At 60.8% G+C, this 23,826-nt stretch carries 24 protein-coding genes and 1 tRNA gene; 14 read left to right on the top strand and 11 right to left on the bottom strand.

The window, feature by feature from the left end; all coding sequences use genetic code 11:
- Positions 1-62: 62 nt before the first annotated feature.
- On the top strand, positions 63-1,223 hold the full coding sequence (locus VN623_RS10205) for a DUF1134 domain-containing protein (protein WP_325570711.1): 1,161 nt from the start codon (positions 63-65) through the stop codon (positions 1,221-1,223).
- Between the two features lie 70 nt (positions 1,224-1,293).
- Here the strand turns inward: VN623_RS10205 and VN623_RS10200 are convergent, their stop codons facing one another.
- Entirely contained in the window at positions 1,294-2,166 is an 873-nt protein-coding gene (locus tag VN623_RS10200) for a L,D-transpeptidase (protein WP_325570709.1), read from the bottom strand.
- Between the two features lie 337 nt (positions 2,167-2,503).
- Positions 2,504-4,240 (bottom strand): tetratricopeptide repeat protein, encoded by a 1,737-nt coding sequence (locus tag VN623_RS10195; RefSeq protein ID WP_325570707.1) that lies wholly within the window; start codon positions 4,238-4,240, stop codon positions 2,504-2,506.
- A 239-nt stretch (positions 4,241-4,479) separates the two neighbouring features.
- Between VN623_RS10195 and VN623_RS10190 the strand changes: the two genes are divergently transcribed.
- From VN623_RS10190 to VN623_RS10170, 5 genes are all read left to right on the top strand, one after another.
- On the top strand, positions 4,480-4,917 hold the full coding sequence (locus tag VN623_RS10190) for a hypothetical protein (RefSeq protein ID WP_325570705.1): 438 nt from the start codon (positions 4,480-4,482) through the stop codon (positions 4,915-4,917).
- A gap of 76 nt (positions 4,918-4,993) precedes the next feature.
- Complete coding sequence (locus VN623_RS10185) at positions 4,994-5,431, top strand: DUF1489 domain-containing protein (protein WP_325570736.1); 438 nt, start codon at positions 4,994-4,996, stop codon at positions 5,429-5,431.
- Between the two features lie 25 nt (positions 5,432-5,456).
- Positions 5,457-6,572 carry a pyridoxal phosphate-dependent aminotransferase gene (locus VN623_RS10180; RefSeq protein ID WP_325570703.1) on the top strand — a complete coding sequence of 372 codons (1,116 nt, stop codon included), beginning with the start codon at positions 5,457-5,459 and terminating at the stop codon, positions 6,570-6,572.
- Positions 6,569-7,762: an MFS transporter gene (locus tag VN623_RS10175; protein WP_325570701.1), complete on the top strand. Its 1,194-nt coding sequence runs from the start codon at positions 6,569-6,571 to the stop codon at positions 7,760-7,762. Before VN623_RS10180 ends, VN623_RS10175 begins: the two co-directional genes overlap by 4 nt.
- Positions 7,763-7,870: 108 nt before the next feature.
- Positions 7,871-8,179 (top strand): hypothetical protein, encoded by a 309-nt coding sequence (locus VN623_RS10170; protein ID WP_325570699.1) that lies wholly within the window; start codon positions 7,871-7,873, stop codon positions 8,177-8,179.
- A 72-nt stretch (positions 8,180-8,251) separates the two neighbouring features.
- Here the strand turns inward: VN623_RS10170 and glnA are convergent, their stop codons facing one another.
- Positions 8,252-9,661, bottom strand: a complete 1,410-nt coding sequence (gene glnA / locus VN623_RS10165; protein ID WP_325570697.1) for a type I glutamate--ammonia ligase — start codon at positions 9,659-9,661, stop codon at positions 8,252-8,254.
- Positions 9,662-9,765: 104 nt separating this feature from the next.
- Positions 9,766-10,104 carry a P-II family nitrogen regulator gene (locus VN623_RS10160; protein WP_325570695.1) on the bottom strand — a complete coding sequence of 113 codons (339 nt, stop codon included), beginning with the start codon at positions 10,102-10,104 and terminating at the stop codon, positions 9,766-9,768.
- A 297-nt stretch (positions 10,105-10,401) separates the two neighbouring features.
- On the opposite strand from VN623_RS10160, the gene VN623_RS10155 reads away from it, so the two are divergent.
- From VN623_RS10155 to VN623_RS10130, 6 genes are all read left to right on the top strand, one after another.
- A complete protein-coding gene (locus tag VN623_RS10155; RefSeq protein ID WP_325570693.1) occupies positions 10,402-11,958 on the top strand; it encodes an NAD(P)H-hydrate dehydratase in 1,557 nt (518 codons plus the stop codon).
- 195 nt (positions 11,959-12,153) lie between these two features.
- Positions 12,154-12,540, top strand: coding sequence for a hypothetical protein (locus VN623_RS10150; protein WP_325570691.1), 387 nt, complete (start codon positions 12,154-12,156; stop codon positions 12,538-12,540).
- 117 nt (positions 12,541-12,657) lie between these two features.
- Positions 12,658-13,146: an isoprenylcysteine carboxylmethyltransferase family protein gene (locus VN623_RS10145; RefSeq protein WP_325570689.1), complete on the top strand. Its 489-nt coding sequence runs from the start codon at positions 12,658-12,660 to the stop codon at positions 13,144-13,146.
- Between the two features lie 12 nt (positions 13,147-13,158).
- A complete protein-coding gene (locus VN623_RS10140; RefSeq protein ID WP_325570687.1) occupies positions 13,159-13,842 on the top strand; it encodes a hypothetical protein in 684 nt (227 codons plus the stop codon).
- Between the two features lie 104 nt (positions 13,843-13,946).
- Positions 13,947-15,254 carry a hypothetical protein gene (locus VN623_RS10135; protein WP_325570685.1) on the top strand — a complete coding sequence of 436 codons (1,308 nt, stop codon included), beginning with the start codon at positions 13,947-13,949 and terminating at the stop codon, positions 15,252-15,254.
- A 97-nt stretch (positions 15,255-15,351) separates the two neighbouring features.
- Positions 15,352-16,287 carry a DUF6232 family protein gene (locus VN623_RS10130; protein ID WP_325570683.1) on the top strand — a complete coding sequence of 312 codons (936 nt, stop codon included), beginning with the start codon at positions 15,352-15,354 and terminating at the stop codon, positions 16,285-16,287.
- Positions 16,288-16,299: 12 nt separating this feature from the next.
- Here VN623_RS10130 and VN623_RS10125 read toward each other — a convergent pair whose 3' ends face one another.
- The 5 genes from VN623_RS10125 to VN623_RS10105 all read right to left on the bottom strand — a co-directional run bounded on the left by VN623_RS10125 (position 16,300) and on the right by VN623_RS10105 (position 19,716).
- Positions 16,300-16,740 carry a GNAT family N-acetyltransferase gene (locus VN623_RS10125; protein ID WP_325570681.1) on the bottom strand — a complete coding sequence of 147 codons (441 nt, stop codon included), beginning with the start codon at positions 16,738-16,740 and terminating at the stop codon, positions 16,300-16,302.
- A gap of 37 nt (positions 16,741-16,777) precedes the next feature.
- A complete protein-coding gene (gene mgtE / locus VN623_RS10120; protein WP_325570679.1) occupies positions 16,778-18,157 on the bottom strand; it encodes a magnesium transporter in 1,380 nt (459 codons plus the stop codon).
- Positions 18,158-18,409: 252 nt separating this feature from the next.
- On the bottom strand, positions 18,410-18,910 hold the full coding sequence (locus VN623_RS10115) for a uracil-DNA glycosylase family protein (RefSeq protein ID WP_325570734.1): 501 nt from the start codon (positions 18,908-18,910) through the stop codon (positions 18,410-18,412).
- Positions 18,911-19,027: 117 nt separating this feature from the next.
- Positions 19,028-19,393 carry a DUF488 domain-containing protein gene (locus VN623_RS10110; RefSeq protein ID WP_325570677.1) on the bottom strand — a complete coding sequence of 122 codons (366 nt, stop codon included), beginning with the start codon at positions 19,391-19,393 and terminating at the stop codon, positions 19,028-19,030.
- Between the two features lie 236 nt (positions 19,394-19,629).
- Positions 19,630-19,716 (bottom strand) — tRNA-Leu (locus VN623_RS10105).
- A 265-nt stretch (positions 19,717-19,981) separates the two neighbouring features.
- On the opposite strand from VN623_RS10105, the gene lipB reads away from it, so the two are divergent.
- On the top strand, positions 19,982-20,725 hold the full coding sequence (gene lipB, locus VN623_RS10100; RefSeq protein WP_325570732.1) for a lipoyl(octanoyl) transferase LipB: 744 nt from the start codon (positions 19,982-19,984) through the stop codon (positions 20,723-20,725).
- 70 nt (positions 20,726-20,795) lie between these two features.
- Here lipB and VN623_RS10095 read toward each other — a convergent pair whose 3' ends face one another.
- Positions 20,796-21,134 (bottom strand): hypothetical protein, encoded by a 339-nt coding sequence (locus VN623_RS10095; RefSeq protein WP_325570675.1) that lies wholly within the window; start codon positions 21,132-21,134, stop codon positions 20,796-20,798.
- Between the two features lie 284 nt (positions 21,135-21,418).
- On the opposite strand from VN623_RS10095, the gene VN623_RS10090 reads away from it, so the two are divergent.
- Positions 21,419-22,267, top strand: a complete 849-nt coding sequence (locus tag VN623_RS10090; RefSeq protein ID WP_325570673.1) for a LysR family transcriptional regulator — start codon at positions 21,419-21,421, stop codon at positions 22,265-22,267.
- Positions 22,268-22,290: 23 nt separating this feature from the next.
- Here the strand turns inward: VN623_RS10090 and VN623_RS10085 are convergent.
- Positions 22,291-23,826 (bottom strand): biotin/lipoyl-containing protein (locus VN623_RS10085; protein WP_325570671.1); only part of this gene is annotated, 1,536 nt, incomplete at its 5' end.

Below are 23,826 nucleotides of genomic sequence, written 5' to 3'. Positions count from 1 at the left end.
GCCATTTGCAGGTAATATGCTTTGGCTGGCCTCCAGGGCGAGCCGTTCGGAGCCCCTATCCAATGCGATTATTCATTGCGCTTGCCGCGTTCCTGATATCGCTGGTTCCAGGCGCGCCGGTACTTCATGCCGCGACCTGCACGGCTAAGGATTTCGCCACCGCCGTCGATCAGTCGGGTGCGAGCCTGCGTGCGATGACGCTCGAGGCGCAGCCGAAGTTGCAAGAACGCATGCGCCGCTACAGGGCGGTGAAAAAGCTCGGCGACGACTACGAGGACACTGCACTCGACGCGATCCAGAATCCGAAGCTTGCCGCCTTCGACGAGAAGAGCAGCGCCCTGCTTCTGACCGTCGACTCGCTCGGCCGTGTCCCTGAGGGCACCGAACCCGATTGCGCCAAGCTCGCGCAGTTGAAATCGGCCGCCGCCGAACTCAACACGGTGATCAAGGCGAAGTCGGATTACATGCTGCAGCGGCTCGATGAAAAAATCGCCCAGGCCGAAAAAGGTGCGATCCCAGCAAAGCCCGACGTCAAAACCGCCGAGACGAAGAAAAATCTCGAGACAACCGCGCGGACGCCGCCTGCCGTCCCAAGACCGTCGCCACCCGTACCTGCTCCGGCGAAACCGGCGCCGCAGGATTGGGCCGCGAGCACGAAGCCGAATGATGCCCACCGGTCACCCGACGTCGCAATGAGAGAACCGGACGTGAGCGCGGTTCTCCCGCCCCCGGAGCAAGAGGGCTACACGATTGATGAAATTCGCGAAGTGACGCGCGGCTTTTTCGGAACGATCTCGACGAACCTGGCGAGCGTCATCGAGCATGCGTTCAAGCAGTCCGGCAGGCCGACGGCTTATGTTCTCGGGACCGAAGGCGGTGGCGCTTTTCTCGCCGGCCTTCGCTTCGGCAAGGGCACTCTCTACATGCGCTCGCTTCCCGGAACGCGGCAGGTTTATTGGCATGGCCCTTCGCTCGGCACCGATTTCGGAGCTTCGGGCTCTCGGACGCTTTTCCTGATCTATCGGATGCAGACGCCTGATGCGCTGTACCGCAATTTCACCGGCATCGACGGCTCGGCGTATTTCGTCGGCGGTGTCGGGGTGACCTTGCTAAAGGGCGGACCAGTTATCATGGCGCCGATCCGCTCCGGAGTCGGGATGCGGCTCGGAGCCAACGTCGGCTATCTTCGTTTCACGGACACTCCGACCTGGAACCCATTCTAACGATGAAAAAACGAAGGCCCGGCTTATTGCCGGGCCTCGCCTAAATCCACCGTGTCAACAGCGCGACGTATCACCAATCCTGGCTGGGTCCGCCATACGCATAGCCGTAACGGTTGTAGTCCCGGCGCAGCTGACCCCGCGAGTCGGCGTAATAGCCGCTTCGGCGAACCTTCCGGCGCACGCCATTGGCGTCATAATAATATTGGCCTTTGCGATATTTCTTCGTGAACGCCGGTGCATAGGCCGAATCCGAATTTCCGCCCCAGCTATCTCCCCAGGACCAGCTGTTCTGGTTATCGGCATACTCCTGCTGGCCTCGCCTGTCGCGGTTGGCCATGGCCGGTCCACGCCAGTGCGGCCGACCGAACACACTCACCTTGGTCCTGCTAAGCCCATGCTTCTGCACGAGATTGTAAAACGTCTTTGCATTACTGGTAGAGAGCCGAATGCAGCCGTGCGACGCGGCACTGCCAAGGGATCGCACGTGATACGTTCCGTGCACAGCTACGCCGCCGTTGATGAAAACGGAGTGGGGCATCGGCGACATATCGTATTTGCGCGAGTACCACATCTTTGCCGTCCACTGCGGACGGAAGGTGCCGGTCGGCGTCGGATATTGGGCAACTCCCGACGAAATTGGCCAGCTGTAACGAGCCTCACCGTTGACCGTGACGACCATCTTTTGATTGGTAAGATCGACTGCTGCGGTCAGCGTCGGCTTCGGAGGCGGCTGCGGTTTGGCCACGGCTTGCGATTTCGCCTGTTCTGCCGCGTTTCCACCGAAATATGTCGTCGTTCCGGATTCCGTATCCGTCGTCACTGCTCCAGAATCTGAGGCTGCGGTCGCCGCCACCTCGGTCTTGGTCTTATCGCCTTCAGCCATCGCTTGCATTGACGGGATGATGGCGAGGCAGGCCAACGCCAAGATTCGAGCACGCAACATCAGGCTCTCCATACGCGGAACGGGGATCAAGTCCGAACATAATACGGCGAAAGATGCAGAACCGTTAATGGAAAAGGTAATATTCCTAAGCTGGCACTAACACGCAACTCGCAGTGACTTGCCGCATGGAAATGCTCGAAGCGATCGAAAGGTGTCTGCCCTAAATCAAGGCAACGATTTTTAGTCGGCATCGCGATGTAAATTCAGAGTGCCGAATTGAATTTCAATTGCGGGCACGATCAGCGCTTCGCCAAAATCGGCAATCGACAATAGGTAAGACTTCTCGACTCGCACGCCGGCCAACAAAGTTGCAGATGCGGCCGACGGTGCTACGTCATCAATTGCCGAACAGCAGATCAAAGATCGACTTCGGTTTCTGACGCCGCTGCGACTTCGGCTCGCCGCGCGAAGGCTGCGGCCCAAATGGATTCCAAGCTTCCCATGGCTGGTTCGCGTTACCGTAGGGGCGCTTATCCGATCCGACGCCACGCTGGCCGACCACGGCGACGATCGGCGGCCGGAGCTGATATTGGTCCGTCACGCCGTCGACGCTCGCGACTTGCAGCTGGTCGCCGTCCCAAGTCCAGGTGGAGACACGCGCCCCCTGCCGTTGCGGCTCAATCGCGATCAGCTTGCCGGCCTCGATATCGATGATGGCCGCGAGTTCAGTTTCTTCCAAGCCATTCTTGCCGGGAACGCGCCCGCCGGAAAAACGCAAAAGGCCGTAGGTCGAGTGCGGCTGCGGCTGGATTTCCCAAGCCAGAAGCTTCGGCAGTCCCTCGCCCGACATTTCAAGCGGTATGCGGATCTGCGGATAGTTGTCGCTCGTCGCGAAATAATCCTTGCCGTGCTGGACAACGTGCCACTTGTCGATGTCGAGTGAGGGTTGGGGCTTGTCGTCTACGTCGTCGGGCGGCGCACCGAGCCGCGTCAGCGCATCGGTGGCGAACTGCCAGCCGGGCTTCAATTGCAGCACGCGCCTGAAACTCGCGATCGCCGTGTCGGCCTGCCCCTTCGCTTCTGCGATTTCACCCCGGGCCCAAAGCGCTTCCGGAGAATTGGGGTCGAGCTTGATGGCGGTTTCGACGTCCTTGCTTCCGATGTCGGGTTTGCCGTTTTGCTTGTAGACGAAGGCGCGGAATGCAAACGCGACGGGCGAGCGCGGATCAAGTTCGATGGCGCGATTGAGGTCGGCGAACGCGTCGTCGGTGGCTTCGGCGATGCCGTTCGCGAGGCCGCGCCCCTGATAGGCGGTACTCGATTTGCCGTCGAGCTCGATAGCGCGCGAAAAATCCTTCATGGCCGAGGCCGTGTTGCCGGCCAGCAGATAGGCGTAGCCGCGATCGATGTAGAGTTCTGCGTTATTGACGTCGAATGCGATGGCGCGGGAAAGATCCTCGATGGCTTCATCGCGTTGGCCCACGGCAAGGCGCGCCTCGGCCCGATTGCGATAGGCGGATGCGAAGCGGGCATCGGCGCTGACGGCACGCGAGAAATCGCGTATCGCGGCATGCGGTTTGCCGGTTGCAAGATGCGCCAGACCGCGTCCGGAAAGCGGAGCAGCGCTCGCAGGCATCAGCTCGATCGCCTTGGTAAAGTCGGCGACGGCTTCGGCAGGCTTGCCGAGCTTCAGCTTGGCATTGCCGCGGTTTGAGTAAGCCGCTGCATAGCCCGGAGCCAGAAGCACCGCCCGGTCGAAATCCTTCATCGCCTCGCCGAGCTGTCCGATGGACAGAAGAAGGTTGCCGCGGTTGTTGTAGGCAACCGGATATTCCGGAAAGAGTTCGACGGCGCGGTTGTAGTCCTCGAGCGCAAGTTTCGTCTGGCCGAGGCGCGTGTTGGCCACGGCGCGATCATTTAAGATCGTCGCGCGCCGGTCGTTGGCGAGACCGGTGTCTTTCAGCGCGTCGGTGTACGTTGCAATGGCTTTCCCGACGTCGCCGTTAACGAGCTCGGCAGCGCCTTCTATGGCCCCGGGTGGCCGAGGACTCTCATTCTCGGCGGCGCGCGCCTGTCCGGCCACGACGAGCCAGACCAGCAAAACCTGTGCAATGCGAATTGCCGGCATTTTCATCTACGCTGCGGACCTCTTTGCACGCGGCAGGCCATCGATTCTCCGTCTCCGCTTCATAAGGTGCCATTGTGACCCGGCGGCGAGCAATCGCGAAATCCGGCCCATCCCGCAACTTTTGCCCTACGGCGAGCCATTGACGATGGCCGACGTGCCCTCTCGCCTTGATCGCGGCCTATGAATTCAATACGAACCTAGGCTACGGGCCGCCACCCAGGTCCGACGCCGCCGACGGGATTCTCATGTCGAAGTTGCAGATTGGTCTTTTAGCACTCGCCGTCATCGTTGTTGCCGCGCCTGTACGGGCCGGCGAATGGCCTACGCACTTCGCCTGCGATTTCAACCAAGGTCATTCCTGGTCATACGAAGGCGGAAAGTTCAAATCGGCGCCGCCGGCTGACCTCGCTTTCGAAATCAGCAACATCGACCTCGACAAACAGTCGGCGTCGCTCATTCTGGGCGGTCAGACGAGCAACACGCTTAAGGTCGTCCGGGCGCTCAACGCCAACACGTTTATCGAAGTCGCCAACGAGGGCTTTTTGAACCTCACGACCGTTTATGATCGAGATGCCGCGACCGGCAAGTATCCGGCCGTGCATTCGCGCCATTTCGGGCTCTTCGGACAGCCCATGTTCGCACAATATGAAGGAAACTGCACCGCAAAGACGGATAGCAAATAGCACGCACCGGCCATGCGCCGCCGTGGCTGTGGAAAGCCGAGTTGCCGTTGCAGCGCTGCTGGGGCACAACGATCCAATGAGCCTGCATCTCGTCAAATTGTGTGTCGGCGCCGCCTCGATCGAGGACCTCAGCGAGTGGCAATCGCAACATCGTCAGCGCAAGCATCGCGACGGCAAGGCGTGCGTCTACCATCCGACGCATCAGTCTCCGAAAAAGCAAGCCGAACTGCTCGATGGCGGGTCGCTCTACTGGGTCATCCGTGGCACCATCCTCGTTCGCCAAAGTCTGGTCGGCTTCGAGGACGGCACCAAGGAGGACGGCACGCCTTGCTGCCTGCTCCTGCTGGCGCCGCCTCTGATCCCGGTCCGGCCTATGCCACGCCGGGCGTTTCAGGGATGGCGCTATCTCGATGCGGCAGACGCGCCGCCAGATTTGAAATCTGGTAAGAAAGATCAGGTGGCTTTGATGCCGGCCGCGATGCGCAAGACTCTCGCCAATCTCGGCCTCCTCTAAGACCCCAGCCAGCATTGAGCTACCGATGTCCCGCGCTCCCTTCACTCCAACGATCGCCGCGCTGCCCAAGCTCGTGCCTTTCATCGGGCCCGAAGCCATGGAACGAGCGCGAGGACGACCGTTTCGGGCGCGGTTAGGCGCCAATGAGAGCGTATTCGGTCCCTCGCCCCAAGCCCTGTCTGCGATGCGCGACGCCGTCTCCGCGAATTGGAAATACTCCGACCCCGAGAACTATGAGCTTCGTACCGCAATCGCCGCGTACCACGGCGTTCCGATCGAATGCGTCGTGGTCGGCGAAGGGATCGACGGACTCTTGGGATTGACGTGCACGCTATTCCTGACGCCGGGAGATGGTGTCGTCACCACCGACGGGGCCTATCCGACATTTAATTTCCACGTGCTGGCGCACGGCGGAAAACTGCATCCGATACCGATGGATGCGGTGCGCGAGGATGTTCCGCGCCTGATCGAGACGGCAAAGACCACGGGCTCGCGCCTCATCTATGTTTCCAACCCAAATAGCCCAATGGGGACGTGGTGGTCTGCGGACGAGATCAAGGGCTTCATCGGCGCGCTTCCTCCGGGCACGATGCTGGTTCTCGATGAAGCCTATTGCGACACGGCGCCTGTCCCGACGGCGCCGCCGATCGACGTCTCAAATCCGCAGGTCATTCGCTATCGCACATTTTCGAAGGCCTACGGGCTCGCCGGCGCACGCATCGGCTACGCGATCGGCGAGCGAAGCGTGATCGAAGCGTTTGACAAGGTCCGCAATCATTACGGCATCAACCGCGTCGGTCAGCTTGGCGCCCTCGCCGCGCTTCTCGATCAGGAGTATTTGGGACACGCCGTCGCCGAGATTGCCGCCGCACGACAACGGATTGCGACGATTGCCGTCGAGAACGGCCTGTCGCCGCTTGCCTCGGCCGCGAATTTTGTCGCGATCCATTGCGGCGCAGACGGCACGTTCGCGGCGCGCGTCCTGCAAGCGCTTCTGATGCGGGACGTGTTCGTCCGCAAGCCCGTTGCGCCCGGGCTCGACCCCTTTATCCGCGTGTCGTGCGGACGCAACGACGATCTCGATGTCTTCGCCGAGGCACTTCCGGCAGCGCTCGTTGATGCGCGACGGACCTCACCATGAGCGAACGCGGTTCCGATAGTCTTGAACTGGTCTTCACGTCGCGCCAACGCGGTCTCAGTCTCGCCGCTGTCATCGCCGCATCGTTCGGCGTCGGACTGTCGTTCGGCATCGGCTTTCCGCTGACGGCTCTGACGTTCGAAGCCTGGCAGCAGCCCAACTGGATGATCGGCCTCGCCGGTGCCATACCGGCGATTGCGGTACTCATTGCGCTCCCCATTCTGCCGCGCCTCGTTGCGCGACTGGGCGCGGTAGCGGCGATTGCCGGCGGATGCTTGGCGGGCGCGGTCGGCTTCCTCGCTCTCTATGCGTTCCCATTACCCTGGGCCTGGATCGGGATTCGGCTCTTGATGAGCGCCGGCTTCGCGTTGCCGTGGTTAGCCGGAGAGACGTGGATCAACACAGTGGCGCGCGAAGAAACGCGCGGCCGCGTCATCGCGATCTATGCGATTGCATTTTTTAGCGGCTTTTCGGCCGGCCCCATCATTCTGCAAACGCTGGGGCTTAGCGGGTTCTGGCCGTTTCTAGTGGGGGCGGCAGGAACGGCTATCGCGGGCGTGCCGATCCTTCTCGCGCGACGGTTGGCGCCGGAGTTTTGCCACGATGGATCGCGCTCGTTCGCATCCGCGATGGGATTAGCGCCGGTAGCGATGGCCGGTGCTTTCATCGGTGGATTTGCCGAGATCAGCAATCTCTCGCTCATTCCGAACGTGGCGCTCGCGGCAGGCCTGTCTCCGGATTCAGCTCTATGGCTGTTGAGCACGATGACGGCCGGCGGCGTAGCATTGCAGTTTCCGATCGGCTGGCTTTCCGACAAGGTTTCGCGATTTACCGTGACGATCGCGCTCGCCATCGTCTTCATTGTCCTGGCCCTCGCCCTGCCGATGGCGTTGACGACGCCGCTGGCGGCGATCGTCGTGGCGTTTCTGATCGGCGGGGTCATTCTCGGCTTCTATACCGTCGGCTTGGCGATCATCGGCGAGCACGTCGGAGCGAACGACCTCGCGGCCGCCAATGCGGCATTCCTGGTGATGTATCAAGCAGGTGCGATCGTGGGCCCTTTTGTTGCCGGGATCGCGATGACAACGTCGCCGGTCACCGGCTTCGTCGCGACCGTCGTGACGCTGATGGCGGTATCGGGGTTTGTCCTGTTGGTGCTCGAACGCAACGGCCGGCGACGCGCCCAAGTCTGACCGTCTTCCATCACTTGCATTGTGGTTAACAGATTGTTTGCGGGAGTGCGTTAGCCTCCTCGGCAAAGCCGAGCGCTGAGCGCAGGCATCCGGGCAAAGGCCAGCGTCATGATCATGCGGTCAATCTTATCGTTCTGTTCCGTCTTGGCCTTTGGAGCGATGACGGCCGCCGCAATCGTGGCGCTACTCCCATGGTTCTCCGGGCATGCCCCAGAGGGGCTGCAGTCAGCCGTGGACGGCTTGCAGTTCAACTCGCTGCTGCTCGGGTTGGTCCTAGGGTTGTCGCTCGGGAGCCTTGGCCGCTTCAATTGGGCCGACATTCCGCGCCGGGCGGTAACGTGGTTCCTCGTGCGCGAACGGCAATTCTTTTATTACGCGCTGATTGCGCTCTGCGCCCTGGTGCTGCTGTTTTACTAAAAGGGCTCGTCCGCGCTCGAAAAAAGGGCGGTCATGCGACCGCCCCTTAAGTTCCCTCAATGGTAATCCGTCTCAGACGGAATAGTACATGTCGTACTCGACGGGATGCGGCGTCATCTCGTAGCGCATGTTCTCTTCCATGCGCAGGGCGATGTAGGCATCGATCATGTCGTCGTTCATGACGCCACCCGCTTTCATGAAGTCGCGGTCCTTATCCAGACTGTCGAGCGCTTCGCGGAGCGAAGCGGCAACCGTCGGGATCTTCGCGAGTTCGGCCGGCGGCAGATCGTAGAGGTTCTTGTCCATTGCCGGACCGGGGTCGATCTTGTTCTGGATGCCATCCAAGCCGGCCATCAGCATCGCGGCGAATGCAAAGTACGGATTGGCGCCCGGATCGGGGAAGCGGACTTCGACGCGCTTTGCCTTGGGATTCGTGACGTGCGGGATACGGCACGACGCCGACCGGTTGCGGGCCGAATAAGCAAGCAACACGGGGGCTTCATAGCCGGGCACAAGCCGCTTGTAGGAATTCGTCAGTGGGTTCGTAAAAGCGTTGATGGCCTTGGCGTGCTTCAGGATACCGCCGATGTAGTAGAGGCACATCTGCGAAAGGTCGGCATACTTGTCGCCGGCAAACATCGGCTGACCGCCCTTCCAGATCGACTGGTGGACGTGCATGCCCGAACCGTTGTCGCCAAAGATCGGCTTCGGCATGAATGTTGCGGTTTTGCCGTAGGCCTGCGCGACGTTGTGCACAACGTATTTGTAGATCTGCATATGGTCGGCCATCTTGATCATCGGGCCGAACTTGACACCGAGCTCGTGCTGCGCGGCGGCGACTTCGTGGTGGTGCTTTTCAACGACGACACCCATCTCGCTCAGAACCGACAGCATTTCGGAACGGATGTCCTGGGCGCTATCGATCGGCGGTACCGGGAAGTAGCCGCCCTTGACGCGTGGACGGTGTGCGAGGTTGCCCATCTCGACATCGACGCCGGAGTTCGACGGCAGCTCACTGCTATTGACCTTGTAGCCGACCGAATACATGTCGGTCGAAAATTTGACGTCGTCGAAGATGAAGAACTCCGCTTCCGGACCGAAGACGACGCTGTCGCCGAGCCCGAGGGACATCATGTAGGCTTCGGCCTTCTTGGCGATCGAACGCGGGTCGCGTTCGTAAGGCTGGCCCGTCGAAGGTTCGAGCACGTCGCAGAAAATCGCGACTGTCGTCTGCGCGAAGAACGGGTCGACGTGCGCCGATGTCGGATCGGGCAACAGCGTCATGTCGGACGCTTCAATCGACTTCCAACCGGCAATCGATGAACCGTCGAACGCGTATCCGTCCGAAAACACACCGTCATCAACGCAACTGACGTCGGCGGTGACGTGCTGCATCTTGCCCTTCGTGTCCGTGAACCTGAAATCCACGAACTTGGCTTCCTTGTCCTTGATGAATTTCAGGACGTCACTGGCGTTCTTCATAGACACTCCCCTGTCCAGACATTCTGTTACAATTCACGCGAGCCACCGGGCCGGACTCATGACCTCGAGGCTCATGACGAGTCCGGCTGCTGCATGCTCCGTTTTTAGATTGCGTCACGCCCGGATTCGCCGGTGCGGATGCGGATAGCGTCCTCGATACTCGAGATAAAGATTTTCCCGTCTCCGATACGGCCGGTCTTCGCGGCCTTTTGGATGGCCTCGATCGCCTTGTCCAGCATGTCGTCGCTCAAGACGACCTCGATTTTTACCTTGGGCAGGAAATCAACGACGTACTCTGCACCACGGTAAAGCTCGGTATGGCCCTTCTGGCGACCGAAACCTTTGGCTTCGATCACTGTGATGCCTTGCAAGCCGATTTCCTGTAGCGCTTCCTTCACTTCATCGAGCTTGAAGGGCTTTATAATCGCTTCAATCTTTTTCATCTTCGCCCCTTGGATCTTGGACGGCGTGTTGATTGGCTCCCACGCCCGCCCAATGGCCCATAGGCTAGCAGAGGCCGTGCCACAGCAGGCGTTCTTAGGAAATACTATGAACGTCAGTGGCTTAGGGCGATGTGGGGCTTCCGGAAACAGGCTCCGCACGCCTAATAAGCCTAAAAACTATGCGGAGTGTAGAAATTTCAGGCGCCATGTCTGGTCAATCGGGTCGCAGCGGCGGGCGCAATGCCTTCGCGCGGCTCATGGCGTCGACCGCGCACCTCTATTCATCGGGACTGCGACATGAACGAACTGCTGACGACTTCGGAAATGTTTGAAGCCGACCGCTCGGCGGTCGCGGCTGGCGTCGCGAGCCTCGAGTTGATGGAGAAGGCCGGCCAGGCGGTGGCGGATGCAGCTGTCGCCATGACCCGGGCCAGTGCCCGCATCGTGGTCCTCTGCGGTCCCGGCAACAACGGCGGCGACGGCTTCGTCGCGGCGCGGCACTTGAGGCAACGCGGCTTCGATGTGCGTCTCTTTCTTCTCGGCGATCGCGTGGCACTCAAAGGCGACGCCGCCGAGATGGCGCGGCGCTGGCCAATTCCCGTTCGTCCTGCGACGGCCGACCCTCTTCAAAGCATGAACCTGGTGATCGACGCGATTTTCGGAGCGGGGCTTTCGCGACCGCCCCAAGGCGAGGTCGCCGAGCTGATTACCGCCGTCAACGACAGCGGCCTGCCGGTTTTGTCGGTCGACGTGCCAAGTGGGCTCGACGGAACGACAGGGACGCCGCCAGGTGTGTGCATTCAGGCAACCAAGACGATCACGTTCTTTCGCAAAAAGCCGGGTCACCTGCTGATGCCGGGCCGGGCGCTGTGCGGCGAGGTCATCGTGGCGCAAATCGGCATCCCGGAGCGCGTGCTCGACGGCATGAATTCAAATCTGCATGAGAACGCGCCGGAGCTGTGGCTCCCGCATTATCCCTGGCCGAAGAATGGCGGTCACAAATACGATCGAGGCCACGCCGTCGTCGTCTCCGGCCCGGCGCATCAGACGGGTGCTGCGAGGCTTGGTGCGCGGGGCGCGTTGCGCATCGGCGCAGGCCTCGTGACGATCGTCGGCAATGCGACCGCGACGGCGATCAATGCGACGCATGTAACATCGATCATGGTGCGCACTGTAGCGGGGCGCCAGGCTCTTGCGGATTTTCTCGGCGATATTCGCCGCAACGCCGTGCTCATCGGACCCGGCTCTTCCGTCGGCCCGGAGACAGCAGACGAGGTTCTCGCGATCCTGAAGTCTTCGGCGGCCGTCGTACTCGATGCCGACGCGCTGACTTCCTTTTCGGATAACGATCGCGGCGGCCCGCGTGCCGAAGCCGGCATGGGCTTTTTGGTACGCAACGGCGATGCTGCAGTGGGACCAGAGTCCCTATTCGCCGCGATTAAAGCCCGGCAAGCGTCCGTCGTGATGACACCGCACGAGGGCGAGTTCAAGCGGCTCTTCGGTGAGCTCCCGGGCTCGAAACTCGAGCGTGCGCGCGCTGCGGCCGAGCGATCCGGTGCGATCATTGTTCTCAAAGGCACCGACACTGTAATCGCAGCTCCCGACGGACGCGCAGCAATCAATTCCAACGCGCCGCCGTGGTTGGCGACAGCCGGCTCGGGCGACGTGCTTTCGGGCTTCGTCACGGGGCTTTTGGCGCAACGCATGCCCGCATTCGAAGCGGCGTGCGCGGCGGTTTGGCTGCACGGCGATTGTGCCGATCAGTTCGGCATCGGACTGATCGCCGAGGATTTGCCGGAAACGTTGCCGAAAGTTTTGCGCGACCTGCATCAGGTCAGCGGATTGGCGGGCTGAATTTCGGGCCCGGCGCGAGGGCGGCCATGACGTGAGGGTATGTCAGATCATTCACCTCTAAATTGCCTTCACTATGCCTCGTAGTCGTGATTGGACCGGCGCCTATCCTGACGTGAAACGGGAACGCGATCGATGACCTCACGTAGAACCGCTGTCTTAGCCGCCCTTTCGATCTCGGCTTGCGTGGCCGCGCCGATGAGCGGCACGTCATTGATCATTCCGGCGGTGGCGCAGTCGGACGCCTATCAACTTTCGGCCACCGAGCAGAAGCTCAGCTGCAAACAGCTCAGCGGACGCATTCAAGTGCGCATCATGCAAATCCGCGATTACGGCGAGCACGGGGGTTCCTCGCAGCTAGCCCGCGGTCTCCAGTCGGCGTTTTCGAAGACGGTCGGAACGTCTGCCAAGGGCGTCGATCCGGACGGAACGCATTCGCAAGATCTGAAGATACTCGCGGCCTACAATCAGCAACTCGCTGCAAAAGGCTGCAAAAGTTACAATCTCGATCAGGAATTGCAGAAACGGGATCCGCGCGACATGCCTGCCGCGACGGTGCCGGCTCCAAAAAAGCCGAAACAATAGCGCCGAGACGGCCGCAACCGGCGAAATGCAGCAAAGGAGAGGCTCTCTCGTGTGAGTCTCGCGACCCGGCGCCCTGCCCGGCTGACGCTACCGGCGTTTGGCTGTAGACTGCACCCCATGACGAAAACAACGACTCACGTTTCGCCGGGCCGCGCGAACACTTTCCCGTGGCCGCCGGTCCTATTCGTTGCAGCCATCGCTGCCGCATTGGCAATGAGCCGGTTGTTGCCGCTGCCATGGCCGGGCCTCGACGATGCGCCAGCGCATGGGATCGGACTTGGGTTCGGCGTAGTTGGGCTTGTGCTCATCGTGCTGGGGTTCAAGGCGCTCATCGACCATCGAACGACCGTGCTTCCCGACAAGGTGGCTACCACGCTTGTCACGAGCGGCCCCTATAGGAGGTTCAGGAATCCGATCTACCTCGGCGAAGTACTGCTGCTGTTCGCCGGAGCCGAAATCACAAAATCGATCTGGTTCGTTGCGGCGGGCCTCGGCTTTGGTGTGCTGATTACGGTCCTTCAGATCATTCCCGAGGAGCGTCACCTCGAAGCCCAGTTCGGAGACGCTTACCTCGATTATAAAGTCCGCACGCGGCGGTGGATTTGACGCTGGTTTGCCATGAGCACCGACTACGCCGAAAAGGAACGAGACTTCATCGCTAGCCTCAACGAGGACACGGGCCGAGACCTCGACGGCTGGATGGCAGCCATTTCCGAAAGCGGATTTAGCGAGCGCAACGCGATCATCGATTGGCTCCGCCATCAGGGGTTCCAGTTTGCCAGAGCCTCCTGGCTCGAGCGCATCCACCACAACGGCGGCCGGTTGATCTATGCCGATGCGCTCGACCACATCCAATCGTCGAGCCGTCCGGCACCTCCGGCACGGACAACCAATGACGAACCACCGCAGCGTCAAGCCGCTACCGTCGTTGACGTCATTGCGCCCGCGACGCGCATGTCGCCCGATAAGGACATTCAGCGCCTTCTCGCAGGCGCCAAAGGGCTGAGGCCGCTCGCCGAACACATTTTGCGCGAAGTGGCGAGCGTCGTTCCGGATGTCGAGCACGCTGCAGCGAACGCATTCATTACGATGTCGGCGCCCTTGCCTTTCGCAGCGCTTTTGCCATCTCCGAAGGTGCTGCGCCTCTTTGCCGACTTCGGGCCGGCAGGCGCAGGACGCGCAAAGGCCGCAGAGGCCATCGGCAAAACCGCAGCACCGTTCAGCAGGATGCTGCTGCTCGACGATGCCCGCAGCATCGACGAGGATTTTCGCCGGCTTATCCGTGCGGCGGCCGGCCGGTAGCTATGCGGCTTTGGTCTTTCTTGAAAGGTTGCATCGGCGCCGAGGCGGTGCACACCATCGATTCGCCCGAATTTCCAGTGTCTTTATCGGCGACGGAGGCGTCCATGTCGGTGGAGCTGCGGCCCGCGACGGCCCTGTGTTTTGCAGTTATCGCATTTTTGAGCGTCTCGAATGGTGCCGCCGGACAGGCCGCCAAGCGCGACGCTATCGGCGATTGGTTGAAAACCACCGGAGGCAGCGCCGCCATTCCTGCCGATGCGGCAAAACAAGAGGCCGCCAAAGCGGCTGTTGCCGACCCGCGTGACGGCGATCCGCAATACGAACAGGCCAAGGCGTTGATGGTCGCCATCGACGCGATCCTGAGGGATGCCGCCGACACGCGCGCGGGCGCCAGCAAACTGCCGAGCCGCGACGACTACATCATTCCGCCCTTCTGGAAAGAGACGCGCGAAGATCGCAATGCCAAGGTGCGCGATCTTTTGGATGCTGCGCTCGGGATCGTTGCGAACGCGCCTATCGTCGAAGTTCAAAAGAGGGTCGAGCTGCTTCGCCGCAACATCCGCGAGATCGAAGACCTAAACGTCAAGCTCAAGGAAAAGCAGCTCGTAGCGCCGAAGGACGCAACCCTTCCCGGTATCCTGACGGACACGATTGCCTCTATCGACGCTGCGATCGCCGAGAACAACAAAAAGATCGAAGCCAATCGCGCCAAGATCAAAGCTGAGAAGGCAGAAATCGCGACGGCGCTGAAGGCTTCCGGCGTCGAACTGGCGCCCGGTCAGCTCGACCTGCTTCTGGACAGCGTGCTCTCGGGCGATCTCGTACGGCTCGTTGCGGTCTTCGATGCCGCGAAGATGATCGACGGCCAGCTCGCCAAGCTCATCAACACGACCGGCGACAACATGGAAGCGTCGCGGCGGTATTTCGCGATGCATGCGGCGCTGTTTGCCATGCTTGTGCAGGCGCAGGACGCGACGATGGCAAAGATCGACACGCAGTATCTGCCGAAGCTCGAGGCCATCATCGCGGACATCGCAGCCGCACGCGGACGTACGGCGGACCTCATGAAGGCCGACAACAGGCCCGATCAGAGCCGCGCTCTCGAATCAAATCGCGACAGCCAGAAGCTTGCCGATGACGCGGCGCAGGCTTACCGGCGCTACCTGCAGCAACAGCGCGGGCAGATCGCGAAGGCGCGCCTCAAGGCCGTCCATGACTTGAAGATCGCCGACAACACCTACGAGACGGTTGAAGCGAGTGTGCAGCTTCGCAACCTGATGCGGGACAGTTCGACATCCTTCGAGGCCATCCAGAGGCTTGAAGCGCCGAGTTTCGAGCAGATCTTCAAGAATGACGAGTTGCGTAAGGAATTCGAAAATTTGACGCGCAAACTCGACACACCGGCAAGCTAATGCCGTCGCACCGCCAGTTGCTTCGGCCTTCTGTTTGCGGCCCGCTTCGATTATGGTCCGGGCGGGACTAATATCTGTCCCGTCAGCGGGCTTTATTATGGCTTTTGCCGTACGCACAACCGAAAACGCGGCAGCGACTAGAACGTTCGGCGCACTGCGAATCGAACGCCGCGTGCTGACGACGCCGGCGCGCACGATCGCGATCGCCAACATTTCGTCGGTAAGCGTCGGCACGCACGTGACACCGAAGCCCAAAGTTCTGTTCTGGCTTCTGGCGCTGCTGTTCGCCGTCATGGCTTGGGGCTCGATGCGTCCCGATTTCTCGTGGGGACCGCTGTCGCCGACCGGCTTCACCTTCGTGCTCGGCATCATCATGCTCGTCTTTGCCGGTCTGGCCCTGCGGCCGGATGACAAGACGCACTACCTGCTCATCTCATCGAACGACGGCGTGCTGTCGCGCTTCACGGCTCCGGACCGCACTTTTCTCGACGAGGTACGCAGCATCCTCACCGACAAAATCAACCGCGGCGACGAACAGATGACGTTCCACGTCAATTTCGAGAAGATGCAAATCGAAAATCTGGCTGCCGGTGGCGAGGCAAGCTTGCAGTCGCATCGACCCAGCGGTTCGGGTCAGGCCGCGAACGTCGGCAACGGTGCGGGAAAATCCGCCGAACGCGACATTGTTCCTGTCACGGGTCCAAGGCCGGCAAAGCCAGCTCGCCGGCCGACAAATATTGCCCAGCCTTCAAACGGCACAGGAAACGGCAACGGCGCCAAGTCCGAAACCTTCGTCGATTACACCGGCGTCCTACCGGCCATCGTCGAGATGCATCGGTTCTATGCACGCCAGCCCGGCACCCAGCATCTGGAGCAGCGCTTGTCGGAACTCGAGATGCTGATGCGTGCCGGTACCCCGACGGCGTCTCAAAAGGCTCGCGTCAAAGAATTGACCGGGGACATGACGCAGATCCTCAATGCCTATCCGCAAGCCGTGGAACTGTTCGACCACATCGGCGGCCTCGTCGCTTAGACTCACTTGGCGCTAGCGGCGGTATTGAACGAAGTCCGTCAGTTGCCCGAGGCGGTCATAAAGCGTCCGCGCCGTCTCATTCTTCTCTTGCGTTGCCCAATAGGTGCGGCTTGCGCCGCGCCGGTCGGCCTCAGCGTAGGTCGCTTCGATGAGTGCCCGGCCGATGCCCCTGCCGCGAGCCGCAGGCGCGACGAAAAGGTCTTCGAGATAGCAATACCAAGCCGGCGACCAGGTCGAACGGTGAAACACGAGCGCCGCAATACCCAGCGCTCGTCCCGCCTCATCGGCCGCCACCAACGCCATCATATTGTCAGCGCGCGAGAGGAGCCGCTGCCATGTGAGCGCGATGACGTCTTCGGGCACGGTCGCTTCGTAAAACGTGATGTAGTCGCGAAAAAGCGCGAGCCAAGGACCCTCGTCGGTTGCTTCTACCGGCCTCACGCTGATTTTCATCAAGAACACTCACCAATTCGCGGCGCACCGCCTCTGTCTATTTCAACCATAGGGCTGCGAGGCCGAGGAAAGAAAAGAACCCGACGACGTCCGTCACCGTCGTCACGAACACCGTCGAGGATACCGCCGGATCGAATTTCATCCGGTTGAGCGCCAGAGGAATGAAAATTCCGGCGAGCGCCGCGGCAACAAGATTGATGACCATGGCTGTCCCGATCACGATCCCCAACCGGTCCGAGCCAAACCAGAAGTATGCGATGAGGCCCATCAGAATGGCGAACGCGACGCCATTCAAAAGTCCGACGGCTGTTTCGCGAAAGACGACGCGGGCGACGTTGGCGGCGGTGAGTTCGCGTGTTGCGAGCGCCCGCACCGCGACCGTCATCGTCTGAGTACCGGCGTTGCCGCCCATCGAAGCGACAATCGGCATCAGGACGGCCAACGCGACCATCTTCTCGATTGTGGCACCGAACAGCCCGATCACTGCGGACGCAAGAAGAGCCGTGAAGAGATTGACGAACAGCCACCAGAACCGCGGCCTGGCGACCTCGACGACAGTGTCGGAGAGGCTTTCATCACCGACGCCTGCGAGCGCCCTCATGTCTTCGTCGGCTTCCTCCTGGATGACCTCGACGACGTCGTCGACGGTCACAACGCCGACGAGCCGGTTACTGGCATCGACGACAGGCGCCGACATCAAATCGTAGCGCTGGAACTGGCGGGCCAATTCCTCCTGGCCTTCCGTCGCCAGAACGACGTGGCGGTCGGGGTTCATGATCGTCGCAACGGCGATGTCTCGCTTGCTTCGGAGTATGCGCGAGAGATCCACGGCGCCGAGCACGCGAAACGTCGGGTCGACGACGAATATCTCGGAGAAATGATCCGGCAGGTCGTCGCTCTCGCGCATGTGGTCGACGACGTGACCGACCGTCCAGAACGGCGGCACCGCGACGAAATCCGACTGCATCAGCCGGCCGGCGGTGTCTTCCGGGTACTCGAGGTTGCGCTCGATGGCCTGGCGTTCGCCCGTCGGCAGGTGGGCGAGGATTTCCTTCTGGTCGCTCTCTTCCAGGCTTTCGATGACGTAGGCCGCGTCGTCCGTATCGAGCTGCGTCACCGCCTTGGCGAGAATCTCGTTCGGCAGGGCCTCAGAGACCTGGTCGCGGACACCTTCGTCGAGCTCAGACAGAACTTCGTAATCGAATGCCGGGCCGATCGCCTGGATCAGCTGGATGCGCTCTTCAGGCTCGAGGAGTTCGACGATATCGGCAAGATCGGGGGCCTTGAGATCGCGCACGAGTTCGGCGGCGCGCGCCGGTTCGTTGCCGCCAAGCGCGTCGGAGATGGCACGGATCAGGTCCGGCGATGGCGTCCCGTGAGACTCGGACGCCGCCTCAATGTCGCGGTCTTCAACCAAAGAGGAAATCCTTGCGCGTTTGGCTGTGTAGCCGAAGCGACTCGTACGTGATCGTCGTCGTTTGCAGCCGGCCCCGATAGCTAGCGAACTCGCGGCCCGCAGTCGGGTGGGCGTAGATGCCGCTTTTCAATACCCTCAAATATTGCGGCTATTGAGTAACAGGGTCGGGCGCGGGATTCGAGAAAGCCGGCTACGTTTTCCGTCCGGCTCTTGAACAGTGTTTTTGAAGCTCAGCCGAGCGGCCGGGCCAATTCAGTCGATCGCTTTCTGCACCGCTTCTCGCAATCGAGGTAGCACTTTCTCTTCAAACCAACTGTTCTTCTTGATCCACATCGTTGTGCGCCAGCTCGGATGCGGCAATGGGAAATACCGGGGGCCATACTCGGCAAATGCGTCGACCGTCTCCGTCATCGAGCGTTTGGCCGTGCGTCCCAAATAATACCGTTGTGCGTATTGGCCGACGAGCAGCGTCAATTCGAGGTTTGGAAGTTGCTTGATCAGCCGGTCGTGCCATAGCGGCGCGCATTCCGGACGCGGCGGATTATCGCCACCGTTGATCGCCGCGCCGGGGTAACAAAACCCCATCGGAACGATGGCCACCTTCGATTCGTCGTAAAAAATCGAATTTTCAGTTTGCATCCAGGCTCGCAGACGCTCGCCGCTGGCATCGTTCCAAGGGACGCCGGTCTCATGGACCTTTCTGCCCGGCGCCTGCCCAACGATCAACAATCGGGCGGAAGCTGCGGCGTGCACCACAGGACGGGCACCAAGTGGAAGATGGGGGGCGCAAACCTGGCAAGCGCGAATATCGCTTAGCAGCCGTTTCAATGACACGTGCTCGAGTCCCCGCGAGGATCGGACGGCTTTCGGCTATCGGCCAAGGATGATGTCGCGGAGTGCAACGGCATTGTTATGGAGTTCGTCGTGGGCTGAATATACCAGCGTGATTGGATGGCTTTGCGCCAATTTACGCAGCTCAGCGAGCTGATCCGGGTGACGATCGATCTCCGCCCGATAACGCCGGGAAAATTCCTCCCACCGTGCCGGCTCGTGGCCAAACCATTTTCTCAAGTCTGTGCTTGGCGAGAGGTCTTTGAGCCAGAGATCGATGGCGGCGTCTGCTTTCTTAACGCCGCGCGGCCAAAGCCTGTCGACCAAAATCCGGCGACCATCTGCAGCGGTCGCAGCCTCATAGGCGCGCTTCAGCTTGACGTTACCGGCGGCGATCCGGGTCATAGCCGCTCCAATTCGATTTTCCGGCAAGCGTCGTTGTTTCGAGGCTTCTACCGGCCCATCAATGTTGAGCAGATCTCTGTATGGTTCAACCCGGTATTCACCGAAGACCCAAAACTGCGACGTTCTGAACATCCGGGTGTGTCCGGACGAAGCCGCCTGACAGCAGCGCGCCGCTGGAAAATGCCGGCAGGCGGGCAATTGGGGATTTCTTCTTTGCCAACGGCCTGGCAAGCCGATGGTGCGGTTGAGAGGACTCGAACCTCCACGCCGTTTCCAGCGTTACCACCTCAAGGTAGTGCGTCTACCAATTCCGCCACAACCGCAGGCCAGCTTTTTTGAACTCAGAAGAGAGCCCAGACAGCAGCTTAAGACCACGAAGACGCCCAGGTAACAGAGCGATCTCGCGAACGCAAGCGGCAGATTGCTCTGCGCCTCTCGCATGGTCTGCCGCCCATAATTGCCGAATGCCGGGAAAAGAAAAAGGTGCAAGGATCGGTTTTCAGCAGTGACGACGCCTATTGAAGCAGCGCGCCTGCGATCGACAGCCGTGCTAGGATCGGCCGCACGGGACCATTGACCGAAACGAACATGATGCGCGCCGCCGAAGAGGTCGCCAGCTTTGCTCCTGCCGTCGAATGGGCGGTCAGCGACGGTCCGGTCGATTATCTCGTGGCGCTCGATGTGATGACGAAGCGCGTCGCGGCGATTCGCGAGGGGCGAGCCAGGGAATTGATCTGGCTCCTCGAGCATCCGCCCCTCTATACCGCCGGAACCAGCGCCAAAGATGCCGATCTGCTCAATCCCGGCATGTTGCCGGTCTATCGGGTCGGCCGCGGCGGGCAGTTCACCTATCATGGTCCGGGCCAGAGAATCGTCTACGTGATGCTCGACCTGAAGCTGCGCGGCGCCGATGTTCGTGCCTTCGTGACCCGGCTCGAAAGTTGGGTGATCGCAACGCTCGCCCAATTTAATGTTAAGGGCGAGACGCGACGCGACCGGGCCGGCGTCTGGGTCAAGCGTCGATCCGAGACCCGATTCGCCGAGGACAAGATCGCCGCGATCGGCCTCCGCGTAAGCGGGTGGGTTTCGAGTCACGGCATTAGCCTCAACGTCGATCCGAACCTTTCACATTATGGCGGCATCGTTCCGTGCGGCATCCGCGACGCAGGCATCACAAGCCTTGCCGATCTCGGACTGCCGCTGACGCTTTACGATGTCGATGTGGCGCTGAGAGCGAGTTTTCAACAGGCGTTCGGACCCGCAAGGCTGATCGACCGTGTCGAACTCGTGCCTAGCCCGCTCCGTAGCGGCGTACGCAAGCCTATGGATTAGCGCAAAAAAAGCGCCTGCATCCGATTTGGATACAGGCGCCTGATAAGCTTTGCCGCAATCTTTCTCTAACTCAACGCTGATCTCCGTGACCAGAGGTGCTGCCGGCGGGCGGCGCGCCTTCGTTCTCCGGAGAATCGTAGTAGAGAAAACCCCCTTCGACAGACACGCTTTCCGAACCTTCGAGTTCGTACTCGTCATTCGCGTTGTCGTTGAGGCGGATGATGCAGCCCTTCTGACAGACCCCGTCGACGACCTTGCCGGATGGCAGCACTTCGTCTTGACGGGACGAGCCCTCAGTGATTGTGAGCTTTACCTCTTTATCACCTCGGTTGGTAATCGTGGCTGCTGATGCAGCCGAGGTCATAAGAAGAGCTGCGATCGCGCAAACCGTAAGAACCTGATTGGTCAAATACGGCTACTCCTGCGACCGCGGCAGAATTATTATTTCTTCTTTTTCTTAGCTGTTTTCTTGGCGGGTGCCTTTTTGGCGGCTTTCTTTGCAGCTTTAGCCATTTTAAATCGTCCTTCCGTTTGGATCGTTGACAGACGATCACCGTCTGTCGACCCGACTCGAGTCGAGTCAGTTTCGACATTGATAAGATTTAAGACAATGCACAAACGAAATTTGATGTTTGGTGATATCGAAAAATTCGATAGATGAATTTCTACCTCATTCAATGAGGATCGGACCACATGGACGTCAATCTCGCGAGAACCTTCCTCGTCGTTGCCGAGACCGGCAGCTTCGTTGACGCCGCGCGCAAGCTGAACATCACGCAATCAACTGTCTCAGCACGCATCAAAGGCCTGGAAGAACTGCTCGGCCGGCCGATTTTCACGCGATCGAAATCGGGCGCGGAGTTGACGGGAGCCGGAGAACTCTTTCAGAAGCACGCCCTTGCCCTGGTTCGCGTTTGGCAACAGGCCCAACTGCAGGTTTCGCTCGCCGACCAACATCCAGAGCACGTTTCACTGGGCGCGCCGCTGAGTTTGTGGAGCGGATTTCTGTTGAAATGGGCCTCGCGACTCAGGATTCAGATCCCGGGCATCGCCGTTTCCGCAACGGCCGGCGCTTCAACAATGCTGAGCCAGCGCTTGATAGAAGGAACGCTCGATCTCGCGGTCATGTATCGCCCGTCGCCGCCCCCGGGCCTGACGATCGAGCACCTTTTCGATGAAGAGTTCGTGCTCGTCTCGTCGGCGAAGGCCACCGGCCGGCGTGTCACAAACGATTATCTGCTCGTCGATTGGGGCACCGACTTCGTTCAGGATCACGCCGCGGCGTTTCCCGAGCACGCGAACCCGGCCATCAGTCTCGATCTGGGTCCGATGGGGCTCGATTATCTTTTAGCCAACGAATGTGCGGGTTATTTTCCGGCCCGCATGGTGCGCAGCCTCATAGCAAGGGGCCGGGTCAGGCAGCCGAAGCGGGCGCGCAAATTCGTCTACCCCGTTTACATGGTCTACCCTGAGACGCGTAACGAGGAGGCCTACGAGCCTATACTTCGGGGCCTGCGGCGCGCCGCCTCAAAGTTCGGCTGATACGGTATTGCGGTCGAGACCGCTCAGACGAATTCCAGGATGACGGCGTCGACGGCGAGGCTGTCGCCCGGTTTCGCCGAGACCTTCTTCACTTTGCCGTCGCGCTCGGCCTTCAGGATATTTTCCATCTTCATCGCTTCGACGATGGCGAGCGAATCGCCAGCCTTCACGTCCTGCCCCTCGGCAACGTTGATGGCCTTGACGAGGCCCGGCATCGGGCACAGCAGATATTTCGACATATCAGCCGGGACCTTGACCAGCATCAGCGCCGCCAGTTCCGCCTCTCGCGTCGTATAAACGTGGGTCGGCGCCTGAATGCCCCGATAAGAGAGCGTCATTCCGTTCGGGATCGGGCGAACCTGCACCGCAACCTCGGCGCCCTCGACCGTGCCTCTCCAGACCGGTTGACCCGGCCACCACTCCGACGTGATCTCCAACGTTTTCGTCGGCTGACCCTCGGCATCGAGAACGGATACGTAATAAGGACCTGGGATCGCACCCAGGGCTTCGAGCACCACGGTCGCAGACCCGACCTTCACGACCCGGCGCTTGGCGAAGCTGACCGAACGGCCGGCCATCTGATGGGTGATGCCACGGCGACGCGCATTCCCCAGGTGGTCGATCACCCCAGCGACCGCGGCGATTGTCGTCAGGTCCTTGCCCTCCGGCTCGCGCGGTACGAAGCCGTCGGGGAACTCTTCCTTAATGAACCCGGTCGAGATCTTGCCCGATCTCCATCGTGGATGCTGCATCATCGTGGCAAGGAACGGCACGTTGTGCTGGATGCCGTCGATATAGAAGGCATCGAGCGCCGTGGACTGCGCATCGATTGCGGCAAGGCGCGTCGGGGCGTGGGTCACGAGCTTGGCGATCATCGGATCGTAATACATCGAAATCTCGCCGCCCTCGAAGACGCCGGTATCGTTGCGCACCGTCACTCCGTCCTTCGTGCCCTCAGCCGGCGGTCGGTACTTCACGAGGCGGCCGATCGACGGCAGGAAGTTGCGAAATGGGTCTTCGGCGTAAACGCGGCTCTCGACGGCCCAGCCCGTCAGGGTGATATCGGACTGCTTGAACGGCAGTTTCTCGCCGGCTGCCGAGCGGATCATCTGCTCGACGAGATCGATGCCGGTGACGAGCTCGGTCACCGGATGCTCGACCTGCAGGCGGGTATTCATCTCGAGGAAAAAGAACGAGCGGTCCTGGGCGGCGACGAATTCGACGGTGCCGGCGCTGTCGTAGCCGACGGCCTTCGACAGTGCGACGGCCTGCTCGCCCATGGCCTTGCGCGTCTTCTCATCGAGGAGAGGCGACGGCGCTTCCTCGAGGACCTTCTGGTTACGTCGCTGAATCGAGCATTCGCGCTCGCCCAGATAGACGACGTTACCGTGCTTGTCGCCGATGACCTGAATTTCGATGTGCCGCGGGTTCTCGATGAACTTCTCGACGAAGCAGCGGTCGTCACCGAACGACGACTTAGCTTCGGACCGCGCCAGCTGGAAGCCTTCCTCTGCCTCCTTCGCATTGTAGGCGATGCGCATGCCCTTGCCACCGCCGCC

The organism is Hyphomicrobium sp., assembly GCF_035572195.1.
Classification (GTDB): Bacteria; Pseudomonadota; Alphaproteobacteria; order Rhizobiales; family Hyphomicrobiaceae; genus Hyphomicrobium_B.
The sequence above is the reverse complement of the archived record's forward strand: the minus strand, read 5'-3'. Positions and strand labels throughout refer to the sequence as shown.